The following is a 17,005-nucleotide window of genomic DNA, read 5'->3' on the forward strand; positions in this document are numbered from 1 at the left end:
CCCGGAGCAGGCGAAGCCCCAGAAGCCACAGCCCAAGCCACAGGGCAAGGCCCAGTCCAAACCGCAGGGCAAGGCCCAGGAGACCAGGACCAAGCTCCTGGAGGGCGCCCTGCGTGTCCTCACCGAACAGGGGATCGCCAAGACGTCCGCCCGTACGGTCGCGGCGGCGGCCGGGGTCAATCAGGCGCTGGTCTTCTACCACTTCGGCTCGGTGGACGAACTCCTCGCGGCGGCCTGCCGGTACGGCGCGGAGAACGCGGTGGCCCGGCACCGTACCCGGCTCGCGTCCGTGTCCTCCCTCTCCGAGCTCCTCGCCGTCGGCCGGGAGATCCACGAAGAGGAACGGGCCGGCGGCCACGTCGCCCTGCTCGGTCAGCTGCTGGCCGGCGCGCAGACGCACGAGGCCCTGCGCCCGGCCACGGCGGCGGGCCTCGACCTGTGGATCGCGGAGATAGAACGGGTCCTCAGGCGGGTGCTCGCGGCGACCCCGTTCGGTGAGTTCACCGACCCCGCCGACCTGGCCCGCGCGGTCGCCGCGTCCTTCGTCGGCATCGAGCTGTACGAGGGCGTGGACGAGGCGGGCGCCCACGCCGCCCTCGACGCCCTGGAACAGCTCGGCGCGCTCGTGGCCGCCCTGGAGGACCTCGGGCCCGTCGCCCAGCGGGCGGTCCGCCACCATCTGCGCCGGACGGCCCGGAAGGCGTAGGCGACCGAAAGCCGAGACGGAGCTGACCGGAATGTGACCGGCGGGTAGGGTCTGGTGACGTGCCGAAGCCTCTCAGCCTTCCCTTCGACCCCATCGCCCGCGCCGACGAGCTCTGGAAGCAGCGGTGGGGAAACGTGCCGTCGATGGCGGCGATCACCTCGATCATGCGGGCGCACCAGATCCTGCTGGCCGAGGTCGACGCGGTGGTCAAGCCGTACGGACTGACCTTCGCGCGGTACGAGGCGCTGGTGCTGCTCACCTTCTCCAAGGCCGGGGAACTGGCGATGTCCAAGATCGGTGAGCGGCTCATGGTGCACCCCACCTCCGTGACGAACACCGTCGACCGGCTGGTGAAGTCCGGCCTCGTGGCCAAGCGGCCCAATCCGAACGACGGGCGCGGCACCCTCGCCAGCATCACCGACAAGGGCCGGGAGGTGGTCGACGCGGCCACCCGGGACCTGATGGCGATGGACTTCGGCCTCGGGGTGTACGACGCCGAGGAGTGCGCGGAGCTCTTCGCGATGCTGCGCCCGCTCAGGATCGCGGCGCACGACTTCGACGAGGACTGAGCCGGGAGCCGCCCGGGGGCGACCCGAGAGCGACCCGGGACAAGATCTCCCGGAACGGGCGGTTACGCTCGACGGCATGAAAAAGAGCGTGCTGACCCGCTACCGCGTCATGGCCTACACCACCGGTGTGCTGCTGGTGCTGCTGTGCCTGAGCATGATCGCGAAGTACGGGCTTCACATCGACGGCGCCGCCGACTTCACCCGGGTCGTCGCCATCGCCCACGGCTGGCTGTACGTCATCTACCTGGTCTTCGCCTTCGACCTGGGCTCCAAGGCCAAGTGGCCGGTCGGCAAGCAGCTGTGGGTGCTGCTCGCGGGGACGATCCCGACCGCCGCGTTCTTCGTCGAGCGGAAGATCAGCCACGAGCTGGAGTCCACGGTCGCGGACCAGGCTCCGGCCGTCGCCAAGGCGTAGGGTCCGCCGGGCAGGTCCACCGGGCAGGTCATGAGCCTCCACCGCCGCGCGAGCGCCGCGCGGTGGTCAGCCGTCGACATTTACTAGGACGTCCTAGTAAATTTGAAGGCATGGACGCTGACGCCATCGAGGAAGGCCGCCGTCGCTGGCAGGCTCGCTACGACGCCGCGCGCAAGCGCGACGCAGACTTCACCACGCTCTCCGGCGATCCCGTGGAGCCGGTGTACGGACCCCGGCCGGGGGACACGTACGACGGCTTCGAGCGGATCGGCTGGCCGGGGGAGTACCCCTTCACGCGCGGCCTGTATCCGACCGGCTACCGCGGGCGTACGTGGACGATCCGGCAGTTCGCCGGGTTCGGCAACGCCGAGCAGACCAACGAGCGCTACAAGATGATCCTGGCCGCCGGCGGTGGCGGGCTGTCCGTCGCCTTCGACATGCCGACGCTGATGGGCCGCGACTCCGACGACCCGCGCTCGCTCGGCGAGGTCGGCCACTGTGGGGTGGCCATCGACTCGGCGGCGGACATGGAGGTCCTGTTCAAGGACATCCCGCTGGGCGACGTGACGACGTCGATGACCATCAGCGGCCCGGCCGTGCCCGTCTTCTGCATGTACCTGGTCGCCGCCGAGCGGCAGGGCGTCGACCCGTCGGTCCTCAACGGCACGCTCCAGACCGACATCTTCAAGGAGTACATCGCCCAGAAGGAGTGGCTCTTCCAGCCCGAGCCGCATCTGCGGCTGATCGGTGACCTGATGGAGCACTGCGCGGCCGGCATCCCCGCGTACAAGCCGCTGTCCGTCTCCGGTTACCACATCCGGGAGGCCGGTGCGACGGCCGCGCAGGAGCTGGCGTACACGCTCGCGGACGGGTTCGGCTACGTCGAACTGGGGCTGTCGCGGGGCCTGGACGTGGACGTCTTCGCCCCCGGTCTCTCCTTCTTCTTCGACGCGCACGTCGACTTCTTCGAGGAGATCGCCAAGTTCCGGGCCGCGCGGCGGATCTGGGCGCGGTGGATGCGCGACGTGTACGGGGCGAAGAGCGAGAAGGCGCAGTGGCTGCGATTCCACACGCAGACCGCCGGGGTGTCGCTGACGGCCCAGCAGCCGTACAACAACGTGGTGCGTACGGCCGTGGAGGCGCTGGCGGCGGTGCTCGGCGGGACCAACTCGCTGCACACCAACGCCCTGGACGAGACCCTCGCCCTGCCCTCCGAGCAGGCCGCGGAGATCGCGCTGCGGACGCAGCAGGTGCTGATGGAGGAGACCGGCGTCGGCAACGTGGCCGACCCGCTGGGCGGTTCCTGGTACGTCGAGCAGCTGACGGACCGGATCGAGGCCGACGCCGAGAGGATCTTCGACCAGATCAAGGAGCGGGGCCTGCGGGCGCACCCCGACGGGCAGCACCCGATCGGGCCGATCACCTCCGGCATCCTGCGGGGCATCGAGGACGGCTGGTTCACCGGCGAGATCGCCGAGTCCGCCTTCCGCTACCAGCAGGCGCTGGAGAAGGGTGACAAGAGGGTGGTGGGCGTCAACGTCCACACCGGCTCGGTCACCGGGGACCTGGAGATCCTGCGGGTCAGCCACGAGGTCGAGCGCGAGCAGGTCCGGGTGCTCGGTGCGCGCAGGACGGCGCGGGACGAGGCACGCGTGCGCGCGGCCCTGGACGCCATGCTGACCGCCGCCCGCTCCGGGACCAACATGATCGAGCCCATGCTGGACGCGGTACGCGCGGAGGCGACGCTGGGGGAGATCTGCGGGGTGCTGCGGGACGAGTGGGGGGTGTACACGGAGCCGGCGGGCTTCTGACCCGGCCCTTTTCCTTCCCCCGCCACCCGGGGCTACGTCGCGAGGTCTTCGCTCGTGGTGGGGGAGGTCAGCCCGTGCAGTAGCAGGCGGGTGAAGCTTCGTACCCATTCCTCGTCCGCCGGCTTGCCGCTCACCAGGGTGCGGTGGACCACCGCACCGGCGACCACGTCGAAGATGAGGTCGGCGGTGCGGGCGGCTTCGTCGGGGTCGGGTTCCGGGGGAAGTTCGCCGCGGGCCTGGGCGCGGGCGCGGCCCTCCAGGACGAGGCGTTTCTGGCGGTCCACGATCGAGGCGCGGATGCGTTCGCGCAGGGCGTCGTCGCGGGTGGATTCCGCGACCGCCGCCATCAGGCCGCTCTTGGCCTCGGGGCGGGCCAGGATCGCCGCGAACTGGAGGACCACGCCCTCGACGTCGGCGGCGAGGCTGCCGCGGTCGGGGAGTTCGAGTTCGTCGAAGAGTTCGGCCACCGCGTCGACGACGAGTTCGTTCTTGCCCGCCCAGCGGCGATAGAGCGTCGTTTTCGCAACCCCGGCCCGCGTGGCCACGTCTCCCAAGGTGAGCTTGGACCAGCCCAGTTCCACCAGCGCCTCCCGGGTCGCGGCCAGGATCGCGGTGTCCGCGGCGGCGCTGCGTGGGCGGCCGGGGCGGCCGGCGGGGGTGTGGCTCTGCATGTCCCGACCATAACCGGCGGTTCCTGTGAGGTCGTGAGGGAGATCACCGGGGCGGGGTGTCGCCCGTACCCGCGATGGCATTACGCTACGACTCGTAGCGAAAGCTCGTGGGGACCACGCGGGCGACGACCACATGGCGTGGGGTGGGGACCCGGCGCCGCAGCCACGCAGCAGACCGGCAGCACGACGCTTTTTCACACACGCGCGGGAACGGGGGAGGATAGACGCATGCAGCCACGGAACATGTCCATGAGCGGCGTCGTCGACCTCGCCGCGGTGAAGGCGGCCCAGGAGGCCAAGGCCAAGGCGGAGCAGGCGCGCGCCGAGGCCGCCCGGCAGGGCGGCGGCACCGGTGCCGTCTCGCCGGCCGATCTCGTCATCGATGTCGACGAGGCCACCTTCGAACGCGACGTCCTCCAGCGCTCCGCCGAGGTCCCGGTCGTCATCGACTTCTGGGCCGAGTGGTGTCAGCCCTGCAAGCAGTTGAGCCCCGTCCTCGAGCGGCTGGCCGTCGAGTACAACGGTCGCGTCCTGCTCGCGAAGATCGACGTCGACGCCAACCAGATGCTGATGCAGCAGTTCGGGGTGCAGGGCATCCCGGCCGTCTTCGCGGTCGTCGCGGGACAGGCGCTGCCGCTCTTCCAGGGTGCCGCCGGCGAGGCGCAGATCCGGGAGACCCTCGACCAGCTGGTGCAGGTCGCCGAGCAGCGCTTCGGCCTGACCGGCCTGACCGTCGACCCGGACGCCGAGCCCGGCGGGGGTGTGCCGGCGGAGGCCGGAATCCCGGCGGGGCCGTACGACGCCCTGCTGGAGGCCGCCGTACAGGCCCTGGACGCCGGGGACCTGGGCGGCGCCGTCCAGGCCTACAAGAACGTACTGAACGACGACCCGGGTAACTCCGAGGCCAAGCTGGGCCTGGCGCAGGCCGAGTTGCTCCAGCGGGTGCAGGGTCTGGACCCGCAGCAGGTGCGCCGGGACGCGGCCGACAAGCCGGGCGACGTCGAGGCGCAGATCGCGGCCGCCGACCTCGACCTGGTGGGCGGGCACGTCGAGGACGCGTTCGGGCGGCTGATCGAGACCGTGCGGCGCACGGTGGGTGACGACCGGGACGCCGTCCGGCGTCGGCTGCTCGAGCTCTTCGAGGTGGTCGGCTCGGAGGACCCGCGGGTCGTGGGGGCGCGCCGGGCACTGGCTCGCGCCCTGTTCTGAGCGGCTGTTGACCAGTCGCTAAACCTTCCGGGCTTGTGATGCCGGGGTGAAAGATTCGCCGGTGCGGCGTCGGGGCGGCCGCGCTTTACCAAAACTTGGTAATCGCGGCCGCTGTTACTCGCAGTAAAACCAGGGCGTGGATCTGTCTGGTTCCGTCCAGGGATCAATAGTTTTGTTCTGCCCTTGAACGCCACTGAGCGTCGCACTCCGAGACCGCCGGGTCGTTCTTCGGTTATCCGGCCGTTACTAGTCAGTAACGAAGCCCCTTGTGCGGGCGGCGAGAATGCACCACGATCGGCCACGCTCGGTCCATTCCCGTACCCCCGACAGCCGGTCGGGTCAACGGGGCAATCTGGGTCCCCACCGAGCAGAGTCGGCGGCAGTGGCGCCGGCTCTAGGACAGGGGGGTCTTCGCCGCACGGCGAAGCCTGTCCAGCAAGGTTGTGCGTGATGCGTGTCAGGCGCGACCAGTGGTTGTCGCTCGGGGGTGATCGCCGGTGATTCGGTCGCGGTTCGCGCCACCGAGTACGGGCGCTCCCCTTCCCGAGGACGTAGCACTTCTCCCATCCCTGCCCGGCTGAGCCGCCGAAGCGGTGGCGAGCGAGGGCCAGGAGATGTACGTCCGAGAAGGAGGAAATATGGAGTCCCAGGTGCGTGGCGGGACCAGATGGAAGCGGTTCGCTGTGGTCATGGTGCCCAGCGTCGCCGCTACGGCCGCGATAGGTGTCGCCCTTGCGCAGGGCGCTCTCGCTGCGTCGTTCAGTGTGTCGGGGCAGGACTTCAAGGTGAAGGCCGGCAAGCTCGTCGGCACCGGCTTCAGCCAGTACGGCGCGATCGACTCAGGCAAGAGCCTTGAGGGCAAGGACGAGGCGCACCCGGTTGCGGTTTCGGCGTTCGACCACGCCAGCATCACCAACATGTGCCAGTCCGTGGTCACCCCGATCCCGTTCCTGAACAAGCAGGTCACGCTCAAGCTGACCGCGGGTGACAAGGGCACGGACGTCCAGGCCGACCAGCTCTACATCGATGTCGCCAACCTCGACTCGACCATGGCCGAGTTCGACCACATCGACATCGGCGTCGCCGCCGGCAGCGCCAAGATGAAGCCCAAGGACGGCGAGAAGACGAACCCGTTCGGGTTCGCTCAGCAGGCCGACAAGGCCACGCTGACCAATGTGCAGCAGACGGCGTGGGCCACCACGGCCGGCACCTTCAAGCTCTCCAACCTGCACATGGGGCTGAGCTGGGGCAGCGGCGAAGGCATCGAGTGCTACTAGGCACTCAGTGACGGGCGGGGGAGCCGGCAAGGTCCCCCGCCCGTTACCGCTCCACCCTCGTCTTCACATCCCCTCACATCTCCATCGCACCACCACCTTCAGTACAGCAACGCCGCACCAGGGAGCTGTTTTCCATGAGCGCCGAGACTTCTGCTGCACCCGGCCAGTTCGCCCAGCGGAGGCAGCAGTTCCGCGCCTGGCGGGGCACCCGGCCGTTCTGGGCCGGTCTGTTCGTCTTGCTCGGCGGCTTTCCGATCATGTACTTCCCGTACGCCCACCTCAAGCTCGGCAACCTGACACTCGCGATGTCCACCACCGCGGGAGCCGGGTCGCTGATCATCGGTGTGCTGCTCGTCGTCCTGGGGATCAGCCTCTGGTTCCAGAAGCACGTACGTGTCTTCGCAGGTGTGGCGGCGATCCTGCTGGCGCTGGTGTCCATCCCCGTGTCCAACTTCGGCGGCTTCGTCGTGGGCTTCCTCTTCGCCCTGATCGGTGGCGCGCTCGCCGTCGCCTGGGCACCGGGCGCGGAGCCGCAGCCGGAGCCGCCGGCGGAGGCAGCACCGGCCGAGGGCGGTGCCCCCGAGGCCGCACCGCTGCTCGACAAGGACCTGGGCGGCGCGGGCGAGTTGAACGACCTGTCGGGAACGAGCCCCGCCAACGGGGCGAACGGGAGGCACAGTGCCGGCTGACGAGGTGACCCACGGGACCGAAGTGGACGGGTCCCGCGCGAGAACCGGGCCCCGCCACGCGGCACCCAGGAAGCCGCTGTTCACCAGGTTCCACATGCCGGCCGGCAAGGCGATAGCCACCGTGGCGATGCCGACCGCGGTGCTCATGGGCTTGGGCGTGACGTCCTCGCTCGCCATCGCGGACAGCGCCGGCACGTCCAACAGCCAGAAGGCCGCGGAGTACAAGGACTGCGTCAAGGCGCTCGACGACTCCAAGGACACCTCGGCCTCGCCGTCGCCGTCGGCGAGCGAGTCCACCGGCACGGCGACCCCGTCTCCCTCGGCTTCCGCCGACGCCGGCAAGGACAGCACCAAGGGCACCGGCAAGGACTCGGGCAAGACCTCTTCGTCGGATTCAGGTAACGACGACAAGGCCACACCCAAGCCGACCGCGACCTCCGGCTCCTCCGACTCGGGCTCCGGCAGCGGCGACACGGCCGCCACGCCCACCCCCACCCCGTCGGCCTCCCAGAGCAGCGGTGGCGGCCTGCTGGACACCATCGGTGACACGATCGGAGACGTCCTCAGCGGCGGCACGAAGGACTCCGGCACGTCCGCGAGCCCGACGCCCTCGGCGTCCGAGTCGTCCTCGCCGGCCACCTCGACGTCCTCGGGTACGTCCTCCTCGTCCGGCTCCGCCGACAAGGGCAGCGCCACCGACACCGTCAAGGACACCGCCTCCAAGGCGGCCAAGACGGTCACGGACACCGTGAAGGACACCACCGACAAGGCGACCAAGACGGCCGAGGACGCCACCCAGGCGGCCAAGGACGCGACCGCGTCGGCCACGCCCAGCCCGTCCGCCAGTTCCAGCACGTCCCCGGACGACTGCCCGGCGGCCACCGACAAGGTCAGCGGCGTCGACAACCAGGTTCTCGTCGCGGACGACCCCTGGTACCTGAACGCCAGCTCGCTGACGCTAAAGGGCGCCGACTACCAGGGCGTCGTCGAGGTGAGGACGGCCAGTGGGGCCACGAAGAAGGTGCTCAAGTACGTCATATCCAACGGCACTGAAATCGGCGACCTGCACCAGACGGTGAAGGACAAGCAGTCGGGCAAGACCTACCACGTGCAGGCGGCCAAGGGATCCAAGTCGGAGATCACTGGCGGCAAGACCACGATGTACACCGAGAGCATCTCGGGCAACCTGCTGGGCCTGGTCCCGGTGACGTTCAGCCCCGACAGCCCGCCGCCGCTGAACATCCCGTTGATCTACATGACCAATGTCAAGGTGGTTCAGGCGGCCCAGTTCGGCGGCAACCTGTCCATCCCCGGGATGCGGCAGTACATCGACGGCTGAGCGTAGTCGTACCTCCTCAACGGACCTTTCCGGGAGCCGCGAAGGACTGTGCCCCGCCGGGTTTCGACCCGGCGGGGCACAGTCCTTCGCGGCTTCGGGGCGCCCCCTTCGTCACCCCTTGAGCGAGGCGACGAAGGAGGCCCAGGCGGCGGCGCTGAGGAGCACGGCGGGGCCGTCGGGCACCTTGGAGTCACGGACAGGGACCAGGCCGGGGACGTTGGCGGCGACTTCGAGGCAGTTGCCGCCGTCCCCGTTGCTGTAGCTGGACTTGCGCCAGAGGGCGGCGCCGGGGAAGTCGCTGGCTACCTCGACACACTCCCCGCCGTCCCCGTTGCTGTAGCTGCTCTTCAGCCAGAGCGCGTCACTCAAGTCGATCCGGTTGCTTGCCATTTCGGTAATCCTCTGCGGCGGCCTTGATCATGGCGAGGGACGTATCTGGTGACAGAGCGACGGCCCTGAGCCGATCGTATGCCTTGCGGTACTGCTTCACGAGGGCTGGATCATCGATGGTGTCCCCGCTGTAGGACGCCTCGGTGTAGATCAACGGAGGGGCATCCGAGAAGGTCATGATCATGATGGAGGCGGCCATCAGGGGATACGCGCCGCAGCTCCGCGGAACGATCTGCGGAGTGATCCGGCGTCGGTCCGCCAGCTCCGCAATGCGGTCGAGCTGCGTCGTCATGTCCTGTGGCGACACGATGGGGTCCGCGAGCAACGACTCGTGCAGGATGGCCCAGTACTCCGGCACTGGGTTGTCGCCCTCCAGGAGACGGGCGCGGTCGAGCCGCGCCTGCACCTTCTCCTCGACCCAATCGTCCGGGGCCGACGGGTGGGCGGATTGGACAAGCGCCCGTGCGTATGGAGCAGCCTGAAGCAGCCCTGGCAAGATGCTCGGAGACCACAACTCGATCGACTCGGCGTGCTTCTCCGCTTCCAGAGCCTTCTCGAAGTACGCGGCATGCGGCCCCCGTCTGGCCCTCCGCACGTCCTCACAGTGCCGCTCGAAGAACCCGTCCGTGCCCAGCACCCGATCCGCGTGCCGGGCCAGATCGACCGGCATCCGCCGTTCCCCGCGCTCGATGTCGCTGAGGTAGGTCTTGCCATAGAAGCTGCCTTCGAGAAACGCCTCCAACGACAGTCCCGCCGCTTCCCGCTTCCACCGCAACTCCTTGCCGTAGAAGTCGGGGACGCTGATCGAACCGTCGATGTCCTTGCGTCGGACCACGTGCTCACCGCCGTAACTCACTGTCCCGTTTCCGCCATTCACGTCGCGGACGCGAACCGTCTTCCACGCTAGCGAGTCAGGCGACACTCTGTGAGGTGTTCGTCACACACCGCACAGAAGGCTGAAACGCCTCATGCCCGACCAGCCCCCCACCGCCTACGACGTCACCCTCTGCGTCGAGAATCTCCGCGCCGCCCTCGCGCTGCACGGCACACTGCCATCCCTCCGGGCGGACCTGGCTAGCTTCGCGAACGCACGCCCCACCGGTCTCGTCGCGCTCGGGAACTGCAACACCGCCACGGCTCACGCGCTCGCCACCGCCCTCCAAAAGTCGGCGGGTGAGCGATGACGTTCGAACTCAGCCTGCTCGCGACCCCCAAATCCGTACCCGAACTCCGCCACCACCTTCGCGCACTCGACTTCGAAGTCCGCCTGTGCATGACGGAGTTACTTACCAACGTGATCGACCACCTCGGCGAGGGCACCCCGGTGACCGTCCGCGTCACCGGCACGGACCTCGGTCACACCCGTATCGAGGTCACCGATCCGGACCCACGCGCGCTGCCCACCCTCCTGGCCGCCGACGAAACGGCCGAGTCCGGCCGCGGCCTGACGCTGGTCGACGTACTCGCCCAACGCTGGGGCGTGGAGCAGGGAGCGGACCGCAAGACGGTCTGGTGCGAGCTGGCCCAACCGGGGCGGCAACCGGTCACGCAGAACGAGAGAGCTGCTCGCGCACCCAAGCCGGCTCGGGATTGACGTGAGGCCGACCGTCCACGACAACGGTCGGCACGGTCTCGTTGCCCTCGTTGACCGCCCTTACCGCTGCGGCTCCGGCCGGATCACTCCAGATGTCGACCCAGTGCAACCGGCGGGCACGACGGCCCAACCGCATACGCAGGCGCAGACAGTAAGGGCAACCCGGCCGCCAGTAGACGACAGGCCGGCCGTCGGCCGCGCTGAGGCGCTGCGCTTCCGCGGCTCCGATCGACCTTGGGAAGACGAGGGGCGAGTTCAGGCCCGCGAGCAGCGCGAACACCAGCAGGAGCACTACGGCAGAGCCGGGGCTCCCTTTCAGGACCAGCGCGCTCGCAATGACTGAGCCACAGAGCACGAACAGCATCGGCAAGATCCAAGGGCGCATCACGAAGACGAAGGTTATCGGGATCGAAAACCGGTCATCTGTGATCGCCCATCGCGCCCCGCCAGCCGCCCGTGCGCACAGAAACTTCACAAGATGACGCAGCTCCTCCTGCGGATGAGTGCCTCTGTCCGCAGGCTGACCTGCCAAAAGCTTCACGCCATCCGCTCGCCAAGCAGAAGTAAACACCTGTACGGATCTTTCTATGTGTGCTTAAAGTGTGGCCGCGCACCGGCGGGACCTGACCATTCCGCGTTCGCGCACGTCACTCAGCGACCGGGGGAACGCCGTCGCTCACGGGGAGGGGCTGCTTCGCCATGCTGTCGTGCCTGGCGTCCGTACACGCTGAGCAGGCCGAAACGATGCGTTTCTGAGACACCTTCAAGTAGGCATCGCTGCTCCCTGCTCTTCGGCCGCCCCCACGGCCCGCACCCCCTTGGAACAGAGAAAGGGAGGGCTCCTTGCACCCCAGACCATGGTTCCGCCTGCCCGGGCCACGGAGGCCCGGTAGAGCGGGAAAGCTCACCACCGCCATCACCTCCGTCGCCACGCTGGCCCTGCTCGCTGGCCTCGCAGTCCAGCCTGATCTCGCCCCGAGTCTGGCCGGTGCCCACTCCAGCGACCGGCCGGATGACTGGTTCGAGACCACCGGCGACGAGCAACTCCGTCTCGACCAGTGTCTGATGGGCGACGCGCTGCGCCTCGGCGGCCCGGGCATGTACACCTTCGCCCAGAACGCACTCAACGAGACCCCTGAGAAGCTGCGCGAACTGGCCACTCTCGACGGGGCGTTCAACGGCCCACTGCATGACGCCTACAACAAGGACAAGGCCGCCACCAACGCGAACTGGGAACGGCTGCACGCTCGTGAGGCGGCGTGGGAGAAGCCGCTGGACGGTCTGACGGCTCCGGGCGGCTTCTCCGAGACCGGGTTCCACTGGGTGCCCGGCGTCCATGAGGGAGGCGACTTCTACGACCAGACCGGCCTCGGCAAGTGGGCCGGCGGTCCCGACTGGGTCGAGAAGTTCGACTTCTACGATCCGACCCCCAAGGCCGACGAGAAGACGCTCAAGGCCGTCGACGACCTGGGCAGTCCCCTCTACGCCAAGGAGCCCGAATACCCCGCCCCGGGCCAGCCCACCGACCAGTGGGACCGCGCGTGGAACGAGCATGACGCGTTCGAGTGGCTGCACGGCTTCGCCACGGAGCGTGCCGGCGCCGACAACGCCCGCATCTTCCTCGCCTCGGGCGGCTGGCCCCGCACCGCACCGGAGCCGGGCAGCGCGGAGTACCGGATCGCTGTCGAGGACCTGAAGACCCGCTTCGCCACCTGCGCCTGGCGTGACCCGATCGACCCGAACAAGACGCTCCGCCAGGCGGAGGACGTCGCCGCGCAGGAATGGCAGCAGGAGATCGTCTCCCAGTCCACCCAGCGCAACCAGATCCTCAACGCGAACCGGGACGCCACCACCGCCCTCACCAAGGGCGCCGAGACGATGGCCGAGTTGCTCGGCCAGTCCTGGATCGCCGATCACCTCGCCCGCTGGCAGGACTACTGGAGCGCTGGTGGCATCGGCTGGATCGGTGACGGCCAGCTGGAGATCCAGGTGCCGGCGGCCCAGGGCAAGTGCCTGGACGTGCAGGGATCCGGGACGGCCAACGGGACCCCGGTCCAGATCTACACCTGCAACAACAGCAGCGCCCAGAGGTGGCAGCTGTATGGCTCCTACGACGGCGGCTACAGCCTGCGCAACGTCAATTCGGGCAAGTGCCTGGAGGTGCCGAAGGGCGCCAACGCCAACGGCACCAAGATTCAGATCGGGAGCTGCAGCGACAGCACGACGCAGCAGTGGACGTTCGACGTCCGGGCCGCGGCCGGGCTGCGCAACGCCGCCACGGGCAAGTGTGTGAACCTGGCGACGTTCGACAACGGCAAGGACGCCCAGCTCTACACGTGCAACGACTCCAACGCGCAGAAGCTGCGGGTCGTACCCAAGGACCACAACGGGGACGACAAGCTCGGCTACCCGGACAAGGCCCAGTTCACCAAGGCCAAGTCCGGCGTCACCGCCGCGCAAGCTGGGGCGAAGGCGCAGCTCGCCGTGCTCAAGACGCAGCTGGCCGCCGCGCAGAAGGCCGCCACCACCTCGGACACGGCTGTTCAGGCCGCCTACGGCATCGCCGACACGAACGGTGCTCCCCGGGGCCGGGGCCTGCTGGTGGGTCTACAGAAGGACCAGGTCACCAAGGGCGCCACTGCCGCGCTGACGGCGTTGGAAAAGGCCGGTGAGACGGCCGAGGCCGCGACCCGCGCCTCCGCCGGGGACAGCGCCACCATCGCGCAGCGCGCGCTCGCCCAGGCCGCGCAGTCGAAGGCGGAGTTCCGCAAGAAGGCCGCCCAGACCGCGGAGTTGCAGGCGAAGGCCGCAGCCGATGCGGCCAAGGTCCACCGCGACAACGCCAAGAAGGACAAGGAGACCGCGGAGGCCAAGCTCGCCGACACCCTCAAGGCCGAGGGCGACGCGAAGGCGGCCGCCGCCGACGCGCACGCCAAGCGGCTCGCCGCCGAGGCCGAGGAGAAGACGGCCAAGGCGGAGAAGGAGACCGCCGCGGCCAAGCAGGCCGAGGCCGCCGAGCACAAGAAGAACGCCGAGTCCGAGGCGACGAAGGCGAAGGACGCCAAGGACAAGGCCGAGGCGGCGGAGAAGACCGCCGAAGGCAAGCGTGACGACGCGGTCACGGCCAAGGACCACGCCAAGGCCATGCGCGACGACGCCTGGGACGCCAAACAGAAGGCGGACGCGGCCCGCGCCAAGGCCGACGCCAAGGACGCCTACGCCGACTCTCTCGACTCGGGGGACGCGGCGGACGCCGCCCGCGCCGCTGCGAACGACGCGGACAAGGCCGCCGACGACGCCGAGGCGGCCGCAACAAAGGCCCGCTCCGAGGCCGACGCCGCGACCAAGGCGGCAGCCGACGCCGACGCGGCAGCGACCCGCGCCGAAGCCGCGGCCAAGCGGGCCCGCTCCGACGCAGACGCCGCCCAGGCCGACAAGTTGAAGGCCGACGCGGCGGTGAAGACCGCCACCAGTGCCGCCGCGGACGCCATCAAGGCGTCCCAGGACGCCTCAGCCGAGGCCAAGACGGCCGTCAAGCTCGCCGACGAGGCCGAGCAGCACGCCAAGGACTCCAAGGCGCAGGCCAACGCCGCCAACGCGGAGGCCGCCAAGGCCCTCGCGGCCGCGGCCAAGGCGGCCGGGTTCGCCCACGTCACTGCGCAAGCGGCCGTGGACGCCGGAGAAGCGGCCAAGCAGGTCGCCAACCCGGCCAACGACGCCATACAGCTCGGCTCCGCCTACGTCGACACCGACTCGGCCGCCGGCCTGGTCGTGCTGACCGGGCAGGCGTCGAAGTCCATCGCCGACCAGCAGCAGGCCGTCGCCGACGCGCACGCCAAGAACGCGGCAGCCGAGGCGCAGGCGGCCAAGAACCTCGCCGACCAGGCGAAGGGCGATGCGAAGGAGGCGTACCAGCACGCGGCCAACGCCGCCCAGTACGCGTCCGACGCCCGCACCTACTCCAAGGAGGCCCTCGGCTACGCCGCCGACGCCGCCAAGGCCGCGTCAGCGGCCCAGTCCTCCCTGGCCCGCACCATCGAGTACGACAAACAAGCCACCGAGGACGCCGCAGCCGCCGACACGGCAGCCGGCAACGCCGAGGGCTACGCCAAGGACGCCCGCGACTCCGCCGACGCCGCCGAACTCGACGCCGCCGCCGCCCGCTCCGCAGCGGCCCAGGCCGAACAGGACGCCAAGGACGCCCGCGCCGCCGCCGACCGCGCCGACGCCGCCGCCACCGAGGCCGAACAGGCCGCCAAGGACGCCGACAAGTACGCCAAGGACGCCCAGGAAGCAGCCCAGCAAACAGAGACCAAGAGCCGCAACGATCAGATCGAGACCGGGGCTGGCGGCGTCGGCGGCGTCTTCTTCAAGACGCGGGCCGAACCCGTCGGCGACCCGGAAATCCTGGACAAGAAAAACTGCAACGTCATCGTCCACGTCGGTGACTGCATCATCACCGCGAACATCACCTCCAAGACGTTCGTCGAGATCTACCTGTGTACGGCTACGGACATCCCGGATGTCCAGTCCGGATGCCCCGCTTCCGACACCCTGTTCATCCACACCGTCGAGCTGAAGCCCCAGACCGAAAAGGTCACCTACACGATCACGCCGCAGGAGTTCAACGACGCCGTCGCCAAGGGATTCATCAAGGCCCTCACCGAGGACTTCACCGGCTGCTGGGACAGGATCACAGGTAGCGGCGGAACGCTGGGCAACTGCGGATGGGCAGTCTTCGACATCGCCAGCCTCGTCTTCGGCAATGTCGCCATCAAGGCCATCAAGGACGGCGTGACGGCCCTCGATGCCGCCTTGAAAACCGGCATCGCCATAGAAGACGCGTGGAAGTCCCTGCGTACCGCCGGCCTCAGCGAAGCCGCCATCTCAGGAATCGTCTCAAAGCTCTTGCTGACCAAGTGCTTCCCGGCGGGCACCAAGGTCGCGACGGCAGACGGTCCCAAGCGCATCGAGGACATAGAGATCGGCGACCGGGTCTGGTCGCAGGACCCGGTCACGGGCAAGAAGTCCCTCCAGCCGGTGTTGCACCTGTTCCACCGCACCGTCGACTCCCTGGTCCGAATCAGAACCGACGACGGCCAGGTCGAAGCGACCGACTCGCACCGCTTCTGGGTACGTGAACGGGGCTGGGTCGAGGCCGACGAACTGCGCGCCGGAGACACCCTTGAGACGCGGGACGGCGGCTCCACACAGGTTCTTGGCACCACGGTCGTCAAGGGGTCCGTCGGGGTCTACAACTTCGAGGTCGCCCGAAACCACACGTACTACGTGTACGCGGGTTCGACGCCGGTCCTGGTGCACAACGACTGCATCAAGGACCTCCTCAAGGACCTCGCGAAGGACGGGGACCGCATCTTCCTCGGGATCGCCCCCTGGGTCGATGACCTCGCGAAAAGTCTGGGTGGAACCACGTTCAACGGCGACGCTTTCGCCACCGAGCTGCCCGAGGCGCTGGGCATGGGTAAACGCCCCATATGGACGGTCGGTGTGGAAAGGGCCGTGTCGAACCCCGCCGTCGATCTGTCGGTGTCACTGGACGGCGTCCAGGGTGCCAAGACCGCGGACGAGGCACTTACGAAACTCTTGCAGCGAGGAGAGACGATCACCCCGGGGGACTGGGAGACCGTACGCAAGAACGGTTACGGGACCGCCTGGGAGATGACCCAGCTGCGCAAGTCCGTCCGGTTGGGTGACCGGAGCTGGTCATCGATCAAGTGGTACAGGACCAACGGCGATGGTGTGGTCGAGAGGGTGTTCCCGGAGCGATTCAAATACGCCAACGGTGAGCCGGTGCCCGACTAGGAGGGAGGATAGACACATGACAGATTTCATCCGCGAGGGGCGACTGTTCCGGGTCATCGGGTACAACCCCTCCCACCGGCAGCTGTTCTTGTCCAGCGACGCGTTGCCGGAGCAGCGGACGACGACGCGCATCGAGGTCTACGTGGGTCATGTGAGGCTGATGCTCCTCAAGCCCTATTACCGCAACGGACTTCACATCCGGCGGGCGTCAGCTGCGGAGTTCGCCGTACTGAAGGATCGGCACGAGTTGGAACCGAGCGACGCCCAGTACACCTGGATGCTGGAGCCTGATGGCGGTGGCAGCTTCATCATCGGCGGGCAGCCGAGCTGGCGCGAGGCCGAGTACGAGCTGATGGGCGACCGGGAGGCCCTGTACGACTCATCGCTGCCCTGGCCCCCGGACTTCCCCGTGGAGTCGGGCACCGTCGGCTGACTCGACGAAAGAAACTGAGGGCGCCCCCTGCGACGACAGGGGGCGCCCTCAGCGCCGTACAAGCCTCCCGGCGGAGCCG

The 17,005-nt window shown here is 68.8% G+C and carries 16 protein-coding genes; 12 read left to right on the top strand and 4 right to left on the bottom strand.

Translation table 11 applies throughout. From position 1 onward, the window contains the following. Window positions 1–97: 97 nt before the first annotated feature. The 4 genes from ACFY01_RS28220 to ACFY01_RS28235 all read left to right on the top strand — a co-directional run bounded on the left by ACFY01_RS28220 (window position 98) and on the right by ACFY01_RS28235 (window position 3,501). The gene (locus ACFY01_RS28220) at window positions 98–706 is read left to right on the top strand and encodes a TetR/AcrR family transcriptional regulator (protein WP_390738581.1); all 609 of its coding nucleotides are present in this window, start codon (window positions 98–100) and stop codon (window positions 704–706) included. A 59-nt stretch (window positions 707–765) separates the two neighbouring features. Further along, window positions 766–1,275, top strand: a complete 510-nt coding sequence (locus ACFY01_RS28225) for a MarR family transcriptional regulator (RefSeq protein ID WP_132853431.1) — start codon at window positions 766–768, stop codon at window positions 1,273–1,275. A 76-nt stretch (window positions 1,276–1,351) separates the two neighbouring features. After that, entirely contained in the window at window positions 1,352–1,690 is a 339-nt protein-coding gene (locus ACFY01_RS28230; protein WP_390738531.1) for a DUF3817 domain-containing protein, read from the top strand. Between the two features lie 110 nt (window positions 1,691–1,800). Then, the gene (locus tag ACFY01_RS28235) at window positions 1,801–3,501 is read left to right on the top strand and encodes a methylmalonyl-CoA mutase (protein ID WP_390738532.1); all 1,701 of its coding nucleotides are present in this window, start codon (window positions 1,801–1,803) and stop codon (window positions 3,499–3,501) included. 32 nt (window positions 3,502–3,533) lie between these two features. Here ACFY01_RS28235 and ACFY01_RS28240 read toward each other — a convergent pair whose 3' ends face one another. Next, on the bottom strand, window positions 3,534–4,172 hold the full coding sequence (locus ACFY01_RS28240; protein WP_390738533.1) for a TetR/AcrR family transcriptional regulator: 639 nt from the start codon (window positions 4,170–4,172) through the stop codon (window positions 3,534–3,536). 228 nt (window positions 4,173–4,400) lie between these two features. Between ACFY01_RS28240 and ACFY01_RS28245 the strand changes: the two genes are divergently transcribed. The 4 genes from ACFY01_RS28245 (at window position 4,401) to ACFY01_RS28260 (ending at window position 8,686) form a co-directional block, all read left to right on the top strand. After that, on the top strand, window positions 4,401–5,381 hold the full coding sequence (locus tag ACFY01_RS28245) for a tetratricopeptide repeat protein (RefSeq protein WP_390738534.1): 981 nt from the start codon (window positions 4,401–4,403) through the stop codon (window positions 5,379–5,381). 638 nt (window positions 5,382–6,019) lie between these two features. Then, window positions 6,020–6,658 carry a DUF6230 family protein gene (locus tag ACFY01_RS28250; RefSeq protein WP_390738535.1) on the top strand — a complete coding sequence of 213 codons (639 nt, stop codon included), beginning with the start codon at window positions 6,020–6,022 and terminating at the stop codon, window positions 6,656–6,658. A 134-nt stretch (window positions 6,659–6,792) separates the two neighbouring features. After that, complete coding sequence (locus ACFY01_RS28255; protein ID WP_390738536.1) at window positions 6,793–7,347, top strand: DUF6114 domain-containing protein; 555 nt, start codon at window positions 6,793–6,795, stop codon at window positions 7,345–7,347. After that, complete coding sequence (locus ACFY01_RS28260) at window positions 7,337–8,686, top strand: hypothetical protein (RefSeq protein WP_390738537.1); 1,350 nt, start codon at window positions 7,337–7,339, stop codon at window positions 8,684–8,686. The genes ACFY01_RS28255 and ACFY01_RS28260 overlap by 11 nt, the downstream gene beginning before the upstream one ends. A gap of 111 nt (window positions 8,687–8,797) precedes the next feature. Here the strand turns inward: ACFY01_RS28260 and ACFY01_RS28265 are convergent, their stop codons facing one another. Further along, entirely contained in the window at window positions 8,798–9,076 is a 279-nt protein-coding gene (locus tag ACFY01_RS28265; protein WP_390738538.1) for a DUF397 domain-containing protein, read from the bottom strand. Continuing rightward, window positions 9,048–9,911: a helix-turn-helix transcriptional regulator gene (locus tag ACFY01_RS28270; RefSeq protein ID WP_390738539.1), complete on the bottom strand. Its 864-nt coding sequence runs from the start codon at window positions 9,909–9,911 to the stop codon at window positions 9,048–9,050. Before ACFY01_RS28270 ends, ACFY01_RS28265 begins: the two co-directional genes overlap by 29 nt. 133 nt (window positions 9,912–10,044) lie before the next feature. Between ACFY01_RS28270 and ACFY01_RS28275 the strand changes: the two genes are divergently transcribed. Continuing rightward, a complete protein-coding gene (locus tag ACFY01_RS28275) occupies window positions 10,045–10,260 on the top strand; it encodes a hypothetical protein (protein ID WP_390738540.1) in 216 nt (71 codons plus the stop codon). Then, window positions 10,257–10,670: an ATP-binding protein gene (locus ACFY01_RS28280; RefSeq protein WP_390738541.1), complete on the top strand. Its 414-nt coding sequence runs from the start codon at window positions 10,257–10,259 to the stop codon at window positions 10,668–10,670. Before ACFY01_RS28275 ends, ACFY01_RS28280 begins: the two co-directional genes overlap by 4 nt. On the opposite strand, the gene ACFY01_RS28285 is transcribed toward ACFY01_RS28280, so the two are convergent. Next, complete coding sequence (locus ACFY01_RS28285) at window positions 10,621–11,058, bottom strand: glutaredoxin domain-containing protein (protein WP_390738582.1); 438 nt, start codon at window positions 11,056–11,058, stop codon at window positions 10,621–10,623. The two genes, ACFY01_RS28280 and ACFY01_RS28285, sit on opposite strands and share 50 nt — an antisense overlap. Before the next feature lie 455 nt (window positions 11,059–11,513). On the opposite strand from ACFY01_RS28285, the gene ACFY01_RS28290 reads away from it, so the two are divergent. Together ACFY01_RS28290 and ACFY01_RS28295 are read left to right on the top strand one after the other, a co-directional pair. Then, window positions 11,514–16,493, top strand: a complete 4,980-nt coding sequence (locus ACFY01_RS28290) for a polymorphic toxin type 27 domain-containing protein (RefSeq protein WP_390738542.1) — start codon at window positions 11,514–11,516, stop codon at window positions 16,491–16,493. Between the two features lie 16 nt (window positions 16,494–16,509). Continuing rightward, on the top strand, window positions 16,510–16,926 hold the full coding sequence (locus tag ACFY01_RS28295; protein ID WP_390738543.1) for a hypothetical protein: 417 nt from the start codon (window positions 16,510–16,512) through the stop codon (window positions 16,924–16,926). Window positions 16,927–17,005 lie beyond the last annotated feature (79 nt).

It is taken from the genome of Streptomyces sp. NPDC001480 (assembly GCF_042894725.1).
Taxonomy (GTDB): domain Bacteria; phylum Actinomycetota; class Actinomycetes; order Streptomycetales; family Streptomycetaceae; genus Streptomyces.